Source organism: Pseudoduganella sp. jia 9 (genome assembly GCF_055502615.1).
The window spans coordinates 48,859-62,175 of the sequence record NZ_JBUPWE010000027.1 but is presented as its reverse complement, the minus strand read 5'-3'; the positions used below and the strand labels follow the sequence as shown (position 1 = coordinate 62,175).

The following is a 13,317-nucleotide window of genomic DNA, read 5'->3' as shown; positions in this document are numbered from 1 at the left end:
CCCGGTGGCGAGGTCCTGGCCGACATGGTCAACCTTGCTGGTCAGCCCAGATCATACAACCCGGGGAGCCCGAGCAGGCGTTCCAGTTCCTCCAGTGCGGCGGCGATCTCGATCGCCAGGGCGGGGTCGGCCAGGTCTTGCGGCGCGAGCTGGTCGCGGTAGTGCTTTTCCACCCAGGCCACCAGCTTGCGGTACAGCGCCTCGGTCATGATCACTCCCTGGTGCATCGCCGCCGCGTCCTCGTCCGTCAGCGCCACGCGCAGGCGCAGGCATGCGGGACCGCCGCCGTTGCGCATGCTCTGGCGCAGGTCGAAGTGCACCAGCTCGTCGATCGGGCCGCCGCTGGCCACCAGGCCGGCCAGGTACTGCGACACGGCGGCGTTTTCCTCGCACTCGCGGGGGATCACCAGGGCCATTTTCCCGTCCGGTTTCGACAGCAGCTGGCTGTTGAACAGGTAGCTGTGCACCGCGTCCGCCACGGCCACCTGGCCGGTGTCGACGCGGATCGGGGTCAGCTCCGCGTCGACGCCGTCGAGCGCCTGGCGCAACTTGAGCAGCGTGCCCTGCTCGTCGGCGAATGCCTGCTCGTGGTAGAACAGCACGCCGGCATTGCCGACGGCGATCACGTCGTTGTGGAACACGCCCTGGTCGATCACATTCGGGTTCTGCTGCACGTACACGGTGCGCGCCTCCCGCAGGCCATGCAGCCGCGCCACCGCTTCCGACGCTTCCAGCGTCTGCCGGGCCGGGTAGCGCGCCGGCGCGGGTGCGGCCGGGTCGAATTCGACGCGCCCGTAGACGAACATTTCAATCGCGTCCGCGCCATGGTCGCGGCACAGGCGCGTGTGGTTGGCGGCGCCCTCGTCGCCGAACGCCGGCGTGGACGGCAATGCATCGTGCACGGCGAAATGGCGCTCGTCGTGGAAGATGGCGCGCAGCGCGCGGCCGGACTGCACGTGCTCGTGCGAGCGGTGCAGCTTGTTGTTCAGGTTGGCCGGCGTGAAGTGCACCCGGCCGTCCGCCGTGTCGCGCGACGGGCTGACGGTGGCCGCGTTGGCGGTCCACATCGACGATGCCGAATACGCACTGGCCAGCAGTACCGGCGACTCCTTGTGGGCGCGCGCCAGCACGTCGGCATCGCTGCCGGAAAAGCCCAGGCTGCGCAGCAGCCGGAAGTTCGGCCGCGCCTGCGGCGGCAGCATGCCCTGCGCGAAGCCGCGCGCGGCCAGCGCGCGCATCTTGGCCAGGCCCTGCAAGGCAGCCTGCCTTGGATTCGAGGCGCTTTTCACGTTGTTGAACGAGGCCACGTTGCCGAACGACAGGCCGGCGTAATTGTGCGATGGGCCCACCAGGCCGTCGAAGTTGAATTCACGCGTGCTCATGGATTTCCTCAGAACGTCAGGCCCGGCGACAGCTTGGCCGGCATTTCCAGCTCGCCGTTCTCGATCGATGCGACCGGATAGGCGCAGTAATCGGCGGCGTAGTAAGCGCTGGGCCGATGGTTGCCGGACTTGCCGACGCCGCCGAACGGCGCAGTGCTGGCCGCCCCGGTCGTCGGGCGGTTCCAGTTGACGATGCCGGCGCGGGCACGCCGCTGGAAGGTCTTCCACAGCGTTTCCTGGTTCGACAGCAGGCCGGCGGCCAGGCCGAACCCGGTGTTGTTGGCGATGCGCAGGGCGGTATCGAAATCGTCCGTGCGGTATACCTGCAGCAGGGGGCCGAACCATTCCTCGTCGGGGATGCCCTGCGCATCGGTCACGTCGACGATGCCGGCCGAGACGAAGCCGGTCTCGGGCTGCAGCTGCTTCATTTCCAGCAGCAGTTTGCCGCCCTTGGCCACCATGTCGTGCTGCGCCTGGACCAGCTTTTCGGCGACGGCGGCGGACACCACCGGGCCCATGAACGGCTGCGGCTCGGCATGCGACGGCCCCACCTGGATCTTCGACGCCACGTCGACCAGGCGTGCGAGGAACGCGTCGCCCTGCTCGCCCTTCTGGACGACCAGCCGGCGCGCGCAGGTGCAGCGCTGGCCGGCCGAGATGAAGGCCGACTGGATCGCCATGAACACGGCGGCATCGATATCCTTCACGTCCCATACGACGAGCGGGTTGTTGCCGCCCATTTCCAGCGCCAGCAGCTTGCCCGGCTGGCCGCCGAACTGGCGGTGCAGCGCGGCACCGGTCTGGCTGCTGCCGGTGAACAGCACGCCATCGATATCGGCGTTCTGGCCCAGCGCCACGCCGGTATCGCGGCCGCCGTTGACCAGGTTGATCACGCCGGCCGGCACACCGGCCCGTTCCCACAGCTCCACGGTCTTCATCGCGGTACGCGGCGCGTATTCGCTGGGCTTGAATACCACGGTGTTCCCGGCGATCAGGGCGGGTACGATGTGGCCGTTCGGCAGGTGGCCAGGGAAGTTATACGGGCCGAACACGCCGAACACGCCATGCGGCCGGTGGCGCAGCACGGCTTCGCCGTCGGCAACCTTGTTGTGCACTTCGCCGGTACGGGCGTTGTACGACTGCACCGAGATGTCGACCTTGTTCGCCATCGTCGTCACTTCGGTACGTGCCTCCCACATCGGCTTGCCCACTTCCTGGGCGATCAGTTCAGCCAGCGCCTCGTTGTTTTCCTTCAGCAGGTCGCGGAAGCGCGTGGCGATGGCGATGCGCTCTTCCAGCGATCGCTCGGCCCAGGGTTCGAAGGCGGCGCGGGCGGCGCTGCACGCGGCGGCCACGTCTTCCGGCGCGGCGGCCTTGCCGCGCCACGTTTCCTTGCCGGTGGCCGGATCGATGGTGATCAGTTCGGCGCCGCTGCCGGCCTGCCAGCGGCCGGCGATGAAGTTGGACAGTACGGTCTCGGGCATGTTCTTCCTCACTGGTTTTTCTTGACGTTCAGGGGCAGCGTGCGCACCGTGGCGCCGGTAGCGCAATGCAGCAGCTGTTGTTCGGCGGCCGACAGGTCGATGCTGCCGTTGACGCTGGCCGCCTCGGTGATGATCATCCGGAAGTCGCGCAGCGTGGTGTTCGACACCAGCGTGGGCTCGCTGTTGGCGGGCGCGCAGGCGTGCACCATGTCGTCGTCCGGCGCGATGGTCGCCAGCTCGCTGTCGCGCAGGGCGCGCAGTTCCGACACGCGCGCCTGCAGCACCGGGCCGGCATCGAAGATGTCGACGTAGCCTTCGTAGTGCATGCCTTCCTGCTCCAGCAGGCGGCGCGCCGGCGCGGTGGACTTGTGCACGGCGCCGACGACATCCTGCGCGTCCTGCGGCAGGTAGGCGATGTACAGCGGCTGGCGCGGCATCAGCTCGGCGATGAACGATTTCTTGCCCAGCGCGGTCAGGTCGTCGACGTGATGGAAATCCATCTTGAAGAAATGCCGGCCCAGTCCTTCATAGAACGGCGAGCTGCCATCCTCGGCCTGGTAGCCGCGCATCTCGGCAATGATCTTTTCCGTGAACAGGTGCGGGAACTGGGCGATGAACAGGAAGCGGCTTTTCGACAGCAGCTTGCCGTTGTGGCCCACCCGGTAATCGGGGTGCAGGAACAGCGAGCACAGTTCCGAGGATCCCGTCAGGTCGTTCGACAGGTACAGCGTTTCCATCCTGGTGAAGACGTTCAGCTCGCGGCTGGAATGCACCAGCGTGCCGATCCGGTAGTTGTAGAACGGTTCCGTCAGGCCGACGGCGCCCTTGATCGCGCAGACGCCGGCCAGCCGGCGGTTGGCGGTGTCTTCCATCACGAACAGGTAGTCGCGCTCTTCCGGCGGAATGGTTTCGGCAAACGATGCGCACGCGGTGGCCAGGCGGTCGCCCAGCATCTTCATGTCGGGCTTCAGCGTGGTCATGCCGGTGCCGACCTGGCTCGCCAGGTTGAACAGGCCGTCGAGGTCGCCCTCGTGGATGGCGCGTACAACAAGCATGGGTTTCTCCTCAGATGCGTACGCAGGTCACGCTGTCGCCCTCGGCGACGCGCAGGATGTCCTGGACCTCGGGCGGCAGCGCCACGGCGTCGCAGCCTTCCAGGTCCGGGCAGGGCAGCGTCACGGCACGGAACGCCGCGCTGTCGGCGTTGGCCACCGCGTAGTTGAACAGCGGGCCTTCCCTGGTGCGGGCGACACCGGTGCGCACGCGCAGCTTCAGCGAGCTGGTAAACGTGCGCAGCGCGTGCTTGTGCGCCTGCAGGATCGGGCCGCCGTCGAAGATGTCGATGTACTCGTCGGCCTCGAAGCCCTCGGCCGTGAGCAGGTTGAAGGCCAGCTCGCCGGACGGGTGGATCTGCCCCATCACGGCTTGCGCATCGCCCGGCAGCAACGGCACGTACACCGGGTAATGCGGCATCAGCTCGACGATCAGGGTGCGGTTGCGCGCGCCGCCGATAGTGCGCTCGGCATCGAGAAAATCCATCTTGAAGAACTTGCGGCCGACGGCGTTCCAGAACGGCGACTGGCCGTCGTCATCGGTGACGCCGGCCAGCGGCACGAAAAAGCGGTCGCCGAAGCGCCGCGGATGCTGCGCCGCATACAGCAGGCGGGAGCGGGAGAGCAGCGCCGCCTCGGGGCCCTGCTGCACTTCCGGCGCGACATAGAACGACGACAGGTGCGAATAGGCGGTCAGCTCCGAGCACAGCGTCAGCGCATGCACGCTGTGGCAGATGTTCAGGTCACGCGAGACCTGCTGGATCACGTCATTGCGGAACGAGAAATAGGTGCCGTTGGAACCGGCCGAGGCGAAGATGGCGGCGGTGCCGCAGATGCGGCGCTCTTCCACCGATTCCAGCACGAACAGGTACGACTCCTCGCTGGGAATGTCGACCTGGGCGGCCGCCGATGCCAGCGAGCGCTCGACGGCCATGACGATCTTGTCGCGGCTGCGGGGCAGCGTGTGCACACCCGGCATCGTCACCGCGGCCAAGGATTCGAGCGCGGGGATATCCGCGGTTTCCACCGGACGGACGACGTACATAGGCACTCCTGGTTTGAATGAAAACGCCGGCACGCTGCATGAATCAAGATGCGCCGCGCCGGCGGCATGGACGACGCCGGGAGCCGGGGTTTATTTCGCTGCCAGCAGTGCGTCCACGCCCTTGCGCATCAGCGCCATGGCTTCGTCGATCTGTGCGTCGGTCACGATCAGCGCCGGCGCCATGCGCACGACGTCCGGGCCGGCGATCAGCACCATCAGGCCTTCGGCCTCGACGGCGCGCTGGATATCCTTCGAGCGGCCCTTGAATTCGTCGCTGACGACGAGGCCCAGCAGCAGGCCGGCGCCGCGCACGGTGGTGAACACCTGCGGGTAGTCGCGGATCAGTTCTTCCAGCTTGCCGATCAGGTACAGGCTCGCTTCCTTCACGCGCGCCAGGAAGGCAGGCTGGTTGATGGTTTCCAGCACCGTCAGCGCCACCGTGGCCGCCAGCGGGTTGCCGCCGTACGTGGTGCCGTGCGTGCCGACCGACAGGTTCTTCGCCAGCTCTTCCGTGGTCAGCATCGCCGCGACCGGGAAGCCGTTGCCCAGCGCCTTCGCCGACGTCAGCACGTCCGGCGTCACGCCGTAGCCCATATAGGCGAACAGCGAGCCGGTACGGCCCATGCCGCACTGTACCTCGTCGAAGATCAGCAGGGCGCCGGTCTTGTCGCACAGCGCGCGCAGCTCCTGCAGGTATTCCGGATTACCCGGCATCACGCCGCCCTCGCCCTGCACCGGCTCGACGATCACCGCGCACACGTCGTCGCCGATCGCGGCGCGCGCCGCTTCGATATCGTTGTACGGAATATGGTCGATCGACGGCGGCAGCGGCTCGAAGCCTTCGGTGTATTTCGGCTGGCCGCCGACGGACACGGTAAACAGCGTGCGGCCGTGGAACGAATTCAGGCACGACACGATGCGCGACTTGTGCTCGCCGAACTTGGTATGCGCATGCTTGCGCGCCAGCTTCAATGCCGCTTCGTTGGCTTCGGCGCCGGAATTGCAGAAGAAGGCGCGGTCGGCGAACGTGGCTTCCGTGATCGCCAGGCCCAGGCGCAGCACCGGTTCGTTCGTGTAGCCGTTGCCCAGGTGCCAGACCGTGTTGGCCTGGCGGGTCAGCGCCTCGACCACGACCGGGTTGCAGTGGCCCAGCGCCGCCACGGCGATGCCGGAAGTGAAGTCCAGGTAGTGCTTGCCTTCCTGGTCCCACAGGTCCAGGCCCGATGCTCGCACCGGTACCATCTGCGCCGGTGCATAGGTTGGCACCAGGACTTCGTCATAAGTCTGCCGGGTGACAGGGCGAGTGGTAACAGTCGAATCAAGCTTGGCGTTCATTGGCATTCCCCACGAAAAGAAGAGGTACGGCCGCGGCAAGTCCACGGTGAGTACGCATTTTAAAAGCGGCGATGCTAAAACTCTTTTGAAGATGCGACAAGAAATTTCAAAAAATAGGGACGGACCCTGTTTTCTGAGAAATTTCCTGTAAAACAGGGTCCGTCCCTATTTTTTACGCGGCGGCGAGTTTGCGTTGGCGTTCTTCGCGGGGGGTGTTGCCGAACAGCGTGCCGAAGGCGGTGGAGAAGTGGGAGCCGGACGAGAAGCCGCACATCAGCCCGACCTGCACGATCGAGTGGTTGGTCTCGCGCAGCAGCTGGCGGGCGCGCTGCAGCCGCAGTTCCAGGTAGTAGCGCGACGGCAGGCTGCCCAGGTACTGCTTGAACAGCCGTTCGAGCTGGCGGCGCGACAGGCCGACGAGGTTGGCGATATCGTCGGTCGACAGCGGTTCCTCGATGTTCGCTTCCATCAGCGTCACCGCTTCGGACAGTTTCGGTTGCAGCACGCCGAAGCGGGCCTGCAAGGCCACGCGCTGCCGTTCGTCTGCACTGCGCACACGATCGATGCACAGCGCTTCCTTGACGGCGGCGCCAGTGGCGCTGCCGAGCAGGTGTTCGATCAGGGTCAGCGCGAAGTCGATGCTGGCCGCGCCACCGCAGCAGGTGATGTGCCGGCCATCGCATTCGAACAGGTGCGGCGTCAGGATTGCCTGCTCGGCGACCTCCCCGGTGTCGCCGTACAGGGCCCAGGGCAGCGCGATGCGCACGCCGGCGGCATGCCCCGCCGAGGCCAGCCACAGCACGGCGGCGCCGACGCCGCCCCAGCTGGCCGCGCTGCGGCAACGGTCGAGCACCGTGCGCAACAGTTGAGGGGGCAACGCGGCCTGCTGCTCGTCCGCGACCAGCAGCGCCACGTGCCAGCCGTCGGTGCCGGCGGCCGTCACCGTGGCGGGTGTGCGAATGTCGAGCACGAACGTTTCGCCAAGCAGGCGCTGCGCCAGCCGCAATGGCTGGGCCAGGCCGGACCAGGTCAGGCTCTCGGCATCGCCGGCATTGACGAGCAGCATGCGCAGCGGCCGCTCGCGGCCGAGCCGTGCGAGATTAGCGAAGGACATCGGACATGCAGGGTGTCATCGAAGGCAAGGGAAACGGGACTGCTATGGTAACAGTTCACGGGTGACGGCAACCCGCGGCCCCTGCCCGGCAGCCGGGGCGGCACCGGCAAGGCCGCCCGCCCGCTATAATCCGCCCATGGGTGAACGTTATCTGAAAAGTATCCGGCTGCTGGCGGAATGCATGCAAGCCTTCGAGCGCCTGTCCGGCCGCCACGTGCGCGAGAACGGCCTGACCCACGCCCAGTTCGACATCATCGCCACGCTGGGCAATACGCAGGGCATGTCGTACAAGGAGCTGGGCGAGCGCACGCTGATCACGAAAGGCACGCTGACCGGCGTGATCGAACGGCTGGAGCAGAAAGGCCTGGTGATGCGCGAGCGCAGCACGCTCGATGCGCGCAGCTGGTTCATCCGCCTCACGCCAGCCGGGGAAACAACGTTCCATGAAGTATTCCCCCGCGTGACCTCGCGCGGCGGCGCGGTGTTCGCCCATTACACGGAGGCCGATTACGCGGAACTGGAACGGGTGCTGGCGCGCCTGAAATCCGTGATCGATGCCTCTCCCGAATCCACTCCATCCTGAAAAGACGATGCTGAAAACTACCCTGATCGCCGGTTTCGCGCCGGCCAAGTTCGACAAAGATATCGCCGGCAACCTGCTGCTGGAAACCGCCACCGAGGACGAGGTGCGCGCGCAGAAGTTCCTGATCGGCGTGCGCAACGAGGATGGCGACATCTATCGCCTGATCGGCGCCACCAAGCACAACAGCTTCACCAACGCGGTCGAGGAACTGGAAGACCTGGAGCTGACCGACGAACTGGCCGACATGGACGGCACCACGCACGAAGGTTGCGACGCCATCTTCCGCCAGGAGTAATCGCACCGGCGCGGCGGCATCCGCGCAACATCGTCGCAACATCGCCATCGAGTTATTTCCACAAGGCAATCTTGTGGGTATAATTTTCCGATGGACAGAATCGAAGCCTTCAACACGATCGCGGCCCAGGCCGGCCGCGGCGAGCTTGCATTTCCCGCCAGCGTGGAGGCTTCCGTCAAGCTCCAGCAGGCCCTTGTCGATCCGGACTGCCACGTGGACATTGCCGCGCGCCTGGTCGGCGCCGATCCGCTGCTGGCCGCGCGCACCGTGGCCATCGCCAATTCCGTGGCCTTCAACCGTTCCGGCACGCCGATCTCCAGCGTGCGCGCGGCGGTGCACCGGCTCGGCGTGCGCACGCTGCAATCGCTGGTGGCAGCGCTGATCGTGCGCCAGCTGGGCAACGCGCTCGATGCCGGCTTGCGCGCCAGGGCGGATCAATTGTGGGCGCACACGGCGCATACGGCCGCACTGGCCCAGGTGATCGCGCGCCGCGTTACGCACGTGGACCCGGACACGGCCCTGTTTGCCGGCATCGTCCACGAAGTGGGTGCGTTCTATCTGCTGTCGCATTCGGCCGACTTCCCGGGGCTGCTGGACGGCGCGCCGGACGACTGGGTCGCGCACGGCGAAACCACGATCGGCCGGAACGTGCTGGGCGCGCTGATGGTGCCGGAGCATGTGGTGCGCGCCATCGAAGCGATGTGGACCGGCATGCGCGCGCTGCCGCCGGAAACGCTGGGCGACACGCTGCTGCTGGCCGACGACCTGGCGCCGGTCGCCTCGCCGATGCATGCGCGGCCCGGTGCGACGACGCCGCAGGCGGCGCGCACGATCGACTTCGCGGTCGGCGACGGCACGCTGCAGGCAATCCTCGACGAGTCGCGCGGCGAGGTGCAGTCGCTGCATGCGGTATTGATGCTGTAGTCCCGGCACCGCCCCCCGATCCCTTATTTCGGCGATAATCGTTTCTTTTGCCTCGCCGACAACATGAAGAACCAACTCCGCGCCCTTGCCGTCGCGTGCTGCTTCGTGGCCGGCGGCGCGCTGGCCCAGGGCGCCTCGATCGCGCTCGAGGGTGCGCCGTACGTGCTGGATGGAACCGAAGTGCGCACCGTGCGCGCCCGCGAACTGCAGCGCGATTACCAGATCTACGTCAGCCTGCCGGCGTCGTACGCGCGCTCCGGCCGCAGCTACCCGGTGGTGTTCGTGACCGACGCGCCCTACGCGTTTCCGCTGACGCGCGCCATCGCCGGCCGCGCCGGCCGCAAGGGCCGCACGATCGGCGAATTCATCCTGGTGGGCCTGTCCTACGCGAACGGCGACACGCCGGAATACAGCCGCCGCCGCGACTATACCCCGGGCCCGCCGGACGATGCCGACGTGCGCTCCGACATGCCGGGCCGCGAACCGAAGTTCGGCGAAGCGGCACCCTTCGCCCGTTTCATCGCCAACGACGTGTTCCCGTTCGTGGCCAGGCACTATCGCGCCGACATGAACCGCAAGACCTTCATCGGCCATTCGTACGGTTCACTGCTGGGCCTTGAAATGCTGTTCGGCGAACGGCCGATGTTCGAGAACTACGTGCTGGGCAGCCCGTCGCTGTGGTTCGGCCGGCGCATGATGTTCGAGCGCGAGAAGGCCGTTGCCGCCAGCCGCAGGGATATCCGCGCCAACGTGCTGCTGGCCGTGGGCGAATACGAAGCGATCAAGCCGGGGCCGCGCTTCAACAAGCGCGAGGACCTGGTGCGCGACGTGCGTGCCTTCAAGGCGGCACTGAAGTCGCGCCAATATCCGGGGCTGAAGGTCTCTGCCGACGTGATCCCCGAGGAAGACCACCTGACCGTGGGCCCGGCCGTGATCACGCGCGGACTGCGCTGGGCATTGCCGGGCAGCGAACAGTAGCTTCGGTCGCGGCGGCGGCCCATGCCTCCAGGCGCAGCCGCCGGTAACGGTTGAACAGGCGGTCGGGGCCGTCACCGTCCGCATCGTCCCAGCCGGAGGGCTCGCGCAGGGCCGCATTCGGGCGGCCTTCCCCAACGTCCGCGGGCTGCGGCCGCCCAAGCAACATCTCGTATCCCTTGTCCATTCCCGGCTCCATCGCGCGGCGCAGCAATCGCACGGGACAAAAAAAATGCCCGCTCGAAAGCGGGCCAAGTCCAAAACTAGGGATGTCCTGAAAGAGACAGTTCCATAGTACTAGCCGGACCAGCCGCGCTCTGTGCGCCAGTTCACATAACATCAATATTCGTTGGCAAGCATGGTAAGGGTGGCGCCTGACAGTTCCTGTCAGGAGTCGTCGCGGATGCCGTGCTCGGCGCGCCAGGCGCGGATCAGGGCATGGCGCGGCGTCGGATAGCGCTCGCCGAGCGCGGTGGCATCGCGGATGCGGTCGATGCGGAAGTGGCGCTGGGCGGCTCGCAGTTCGCACCAGGCGGCGAGCAGCCGCCGGCCATCCAGGAAGGCCAGTGCGAACGGCCAGACGGTGCGCTCGGACGCCCGGCCATGTTCGTCGCTGTAGCTGATGCGCAGCTTGTGCTGCCGGCGGATCGCTTCGCGGGCCGGGCGCACGAAGGCATCATGCTCCGTCTGCGGAGGCGCGAGCGGCACCCACAGGCTGGTTTCCGCCATCTCGTCGCGCAGGTCCTTCGGGGTGGCGGTAGCGATCTTGGCCAGCGCGCTGGCGGCGGCGGTGGCGAGCGCCGCGTCGCCCTGGCGCCGCACCCAACGCGCGCCCAGCACCAGGGCCTCCAGCTCATCGGCATCGAACATCAGCGGCGGCAGGAAGAAGCCGCTCTTGAGCAGGTAGCCGACCCCGGCGGAGCCCTGCACCGGCGCGCCCAGTTCGGCCAGCGCGGCGATGTCGCGGTAGATCGTGCGTTCTGAAACGCCCAGCCGCTCGGCCAGCGCGGCCGCCGTGACGGGATGCCGGTTGCCGCGCAGCGTATCCATCAACTGGAACATCCGGCCGGTGCGGCTCATGCGGTCCTCCCGTGGCAAAGCGGCAAGCTTAGCATGCGGGCATGCCACTGCCGAGGGCCGCATCGGTCATACTATGGGGGTATCGACAGCGCAGCGTCGATTGACAGTGGTTCCCGATATATGGATAAATCCAGCCCAACAACACCACAAAACAAAGTAGGATTCCAAGGGTCCTCAAGAGCCCCTCCAGATATGAGCAAATCCCCTTCTTCCCGCAGCCGCGCCAGCGGCCGCGTCACGCTGAGCGACGTCGCGGCCCGTGCCGGCGTGGCGCCGATGACGGCTTCGCGCGCCATCAACCAGCCGGACCTGGTGTCCTCGCTGCTGCGCCAGCGCGTCGAGCAGGCCGTGCAGGAACTCGGCTACGTGCCGAACCGTGCCGCCCGCGCCCTCGCCTCGGCGCAATCGAACGTCATCGTGGTGCTCGTGCCCTCGCTGTCGAATACCGTATTCACCGCCGTCCTGCAGGGGATCCAGGATGCGCTCGATGACGACAACTACCAGCTCCTGATCGGCAACACCCGCTATTCCGACGCCGAAGAGGAAAAGCTGCTCAACGTGTACATGCAGTCGAACCCGGACGGCATCCTGCTGTCCGGCCTGACGCACAGCCCGCGCGTGCAGCAGATGCTGGAAACCTCGCGCGTGCCGGTGGTATCGATGATGGACCTGTCGTCCGACCCGGACCTGCTGTGCGTCGGCTTCTCGCAGGTGGAGGCGGGCCAGGCGATGACGCGCTACCTGCTCGGCAAGGGCAAGAAGCGCATCGGCTTCATTGGCGCCCAGCTCGACGAACGTACGCTGCGCCGGGCCGAAGGCTACCGCAAGGCGATGGCCGATGCCGGCCTGGCCGACTCGCGCCTGGAAATCATGGTGCCCGATCCCTCCACGATCGCGCTGGGCGCCGAACTGCTGGGCCGCATGCTGGCCCAGGTGCCCGATTGCGACGCGATCTTCTGCTGCAACGACGACCTGGCGCACGGCGCGATCTACCAGTGCCAGCGCCGCGGCATCGACGTGCCCGGGCAACTGGCCATCTGCGGCTTCAACGACTTGCCGGCATCGGCATGGATGAAGCCGGCGCTGACGACGGTCGGCACCCCGCGCTACAAGATCGGCTTCGAAGCCGCCACGATGCTGCGCGCCACCATCCGCGGCGAACGGCCGGCCCAGGCCCACCTCGACCTCGGCTTCACGCTGATGGCGCGCGAAAGCGCGTAACAGTGGTGGAGATCCGGCGTCCCCGAAAATCGGGGACCGCCCCTGTTTTCTGCGCAACTTCCTTCAAAAACAGGCGGTCCGGCGTTCCGGCCCGTCCTTATTTTTTAATTTCCTCAAAAACAGGGTCCGTCCCTATTTTTGGGTCCGTCCCTATTTTTTTAGGTTTTCGGAAAAATGGCAGGCTGGTTACTGGTTTTCCACGGTTGAACAATACTGGCTCGTACAGTACACTGGTCGCTTTGTTAGCGCTATCAGAGGTTGAAATGAGTAAAGTGGACGCGCCGTACTGGGTGGTGATGGGTGTGGCCGGTTGCGGCAAGAGTTCGGTGGGCATGGCGCTGGCGGAGCGGCTGGGCGTGCGCTATGTGGAGGGCGACCGGTATCACTCGCCCGAGAACGTGGCGAAGATGAGCGCCGGCGTGCCGCTGACGGATGGCGACCGCCTGCACTGGCTGGCCAGCCTGCAGGGAGAGATCCGCGACGCGGCGCAGCGCGGCGAAGGCATCGTGGTGGGGTGCTCGGCGCTCAAGCGCCGTTATCGCGACGTGTTGCGCGAAGGCGTGCGGGGATCGCCGGGATTGCATTTTGCGCACCTGGATGGCACGCGCGAGCTGATTGCGCAGCGCATGAATGCCCGCGTCGGCCACTACATGCCGCTGTCGCTGCTGGACAGCCAGTTCGCGGCGCTGGAACCCTTGCAGCCTGATGAGGCGGGCATCGTCCTCGATATCCGCGACGACGTGCCGCAGCTGGTCGGCCGGATTGCCCCGGCAGCCTGATCTTCCAGCCGGAGTTTCAGCCTGAACTCCAGGCCGGAGTCCCGGCCT

At 66.7% G+C, this 13,317-nt stretch carries 13 protein-coding genes; 6 read left to right on the top strand and 7 right to left on the bottom strand.

Annotation, left to right across the window (positions count from 1 at the left end; translation table 11 throughout):
- Window positions 1-41: 41 nt before the first annotated feature.
- From astB to ACY34H_RS27865, 6 genes are all read right to left on the bottom strand, one after another.
- Window positions 42-1,382 (bottom strand): N-succinylarginine dihydrolase, encoded by a 1,341-nt coding sequence (astB, locus tag ACY34H_RS27890; protein WP_464980680.1) that lies wholly within the window; start codon window positions 1,380-1,382, stop codon window positions 42-44.
- 8 nt (window positions 1,383-1,390) lie between these two features.
- Window positions 1,391-2,866: a succinylglutamate-semialdehyde dehydrogenase gene (gene astD, locus ACY34H_RS27885; RefSeq protein WP_464980679.1), complete on the bottom strand. Its 1,476-nt coding sequence runs from the start codon at window positions 2,864-2,866 to the stop codon at window positions 1,391-1,393.
- Window positions 2,867-2,874: 8 nt separating this feature from the next.
- Entirely contained in the window at window positions 2,875-3,921 is a 1,047-nt protein-coding gene (astA, locus tag ACY34H_RS27880; protein WP_464980678.1) for an arginine N-succinyltransferase, read from the bottom strand.
- Between the two features lie 10 nt (window positions 3,922-3,931).
- Window positions 3,932-4,963, bottom strand: a complete 1,032-nt coding sequence (locus ACY34H_RS27875) for an arginine N-succinyltransferase (RefSeq protein WP_464980677.1) — start codon at window positions 4,961-4,963, stop codon at window positions 3,932-3,934.
- A 90-nt stretch (window positions 4,964-5,053) separates the two neighbouring features.
- Window positions 5,054-6,298 (bottom strand): acetylornithine/succinylornithine family transaminase, encoded by a 1,245-nt coding sequence (astC, locus tag ACY34H_RS27870; RefSeq protein ID WP_464980676.1) that lies wholly within the window; start codon window positions 6,296-6,298, stop codon window positions 5,054-5,056.
- A 172-nt stretch (window positions 6,299-6,470) separates the two neighbouring features.
- Window positions 6,471-7,412, bottom strand: coding sequence for a GlxA family transcriptional regulator (locus tag ACY34H_RS27865; protein ID WP_464980675.1), 942 nt, complete (start codon window positions 7,410-7,412; stop codon window positions 6,471-6,473).
- A 181-nt stretch (window positions 7,413-7,593) separates the two neighbouring features.
- Here ACY34H_RS27865 and ACY34H_RS27860 point away from each other — a divergent pair, with 181 nt between their 5' ends.
- From ACY34H_RS27860 to ACY34H_RS27845, 4 genes are all read left to right on the top strand, one after another.
- Complete coding sequence (locus ACY34H_RS27860) at window positions 7,594-7,995, top strand: MarR family winged helix-turn-helix transcriptional regulator (protein ID WP_464980674.1); 402 nt, start codon at window positions 7,594-7,596, stop codon at window positions 7,993-7,995.
- Between the two features lie 7 nt (window positions 7,996-8,002).
- Complete coding sequence (locus ACY34H_RS27855; protein WP_464980673.1) at window positions 8,003-8,290, top strand: hypothetical protein; 288 nt, start codon at window positions 8,003-8,005, stop codon at window positions 8,288-8,290.
- A 90-nt stretch (window positions 8,291-8,380) separates the two neighbouring features.
- The gene (locus ACY34H_RS27850) at window positions 8,381-9,214 is read left to right on the top strand and encodes an HDOD domain-containing protein (protein ID WP_464980672.1); all 834 of its coding nucleotides are present in this window, start codon (window positions 8,381-8,383) and stop codon (window positions 9,212-9,214) included.
- Window positions 9,215-9,277: 63 nt separating this feature from the next.
- On the top strand, window positions 9,278-10,192 hold the full coding sequence (locus ACY34H_RS27845; protein WP_464980671.1) for an alpha/beta hydrolase: 915 nt from the start codon (window positions 9,278-9,280) through the stop codon (window positions 10,190-10,192).
- Between the two features lie 384 nt (window positions 10,193-10,576).
- Here the strand turns inward: ACY34H_RS27845 and ACY34H_RS27840 are convergent, their stop codons facing one another.
- The gene (locus ACY34H_RS27840; RefSeq protein WP_464980670.1) at window positions 10,577-11,269 is read right to left on the bottom strand and encodes a helix-turn-helix transcriptional regulator; all 693 of its coding nucleotides are present in this window, start codon (window positions 11,267-11,269) and stop codon (window positions 10,577-10,579) included.
- 192 nt (window positions 11,270-11,461) lie between these two features.
- Between ACY34H_RS27840 and gntR the strand changes: the two genes are divergently transcribed.
- Both gntR and ACY34H_RS27830 read left to right on the top strand, forming a co-directional pair.
- A complete protein-coding gene (gntR, locus tag ACY34H_RS27835) occupies window positions 11,462-12,490 on the top strand; it encodes an HTH-type transcriptional regulator GntR (protein WP_464980669.1) in 1,029 nt (342 codons plus the stop codon).
- Window positions 12,491-12,753: 263 nt separating this feature from the next.
- Entirely contained in the window at window positions 12,754-13,269 is a 516-nt protein-coding gene (locus ACY34H_RS27830; RefSeq protein WP_464980668.1) for a gluconokinase, read from the top strand.
- Window positions 13,270-13,317 lie beyond the last annotated feature (48 nt).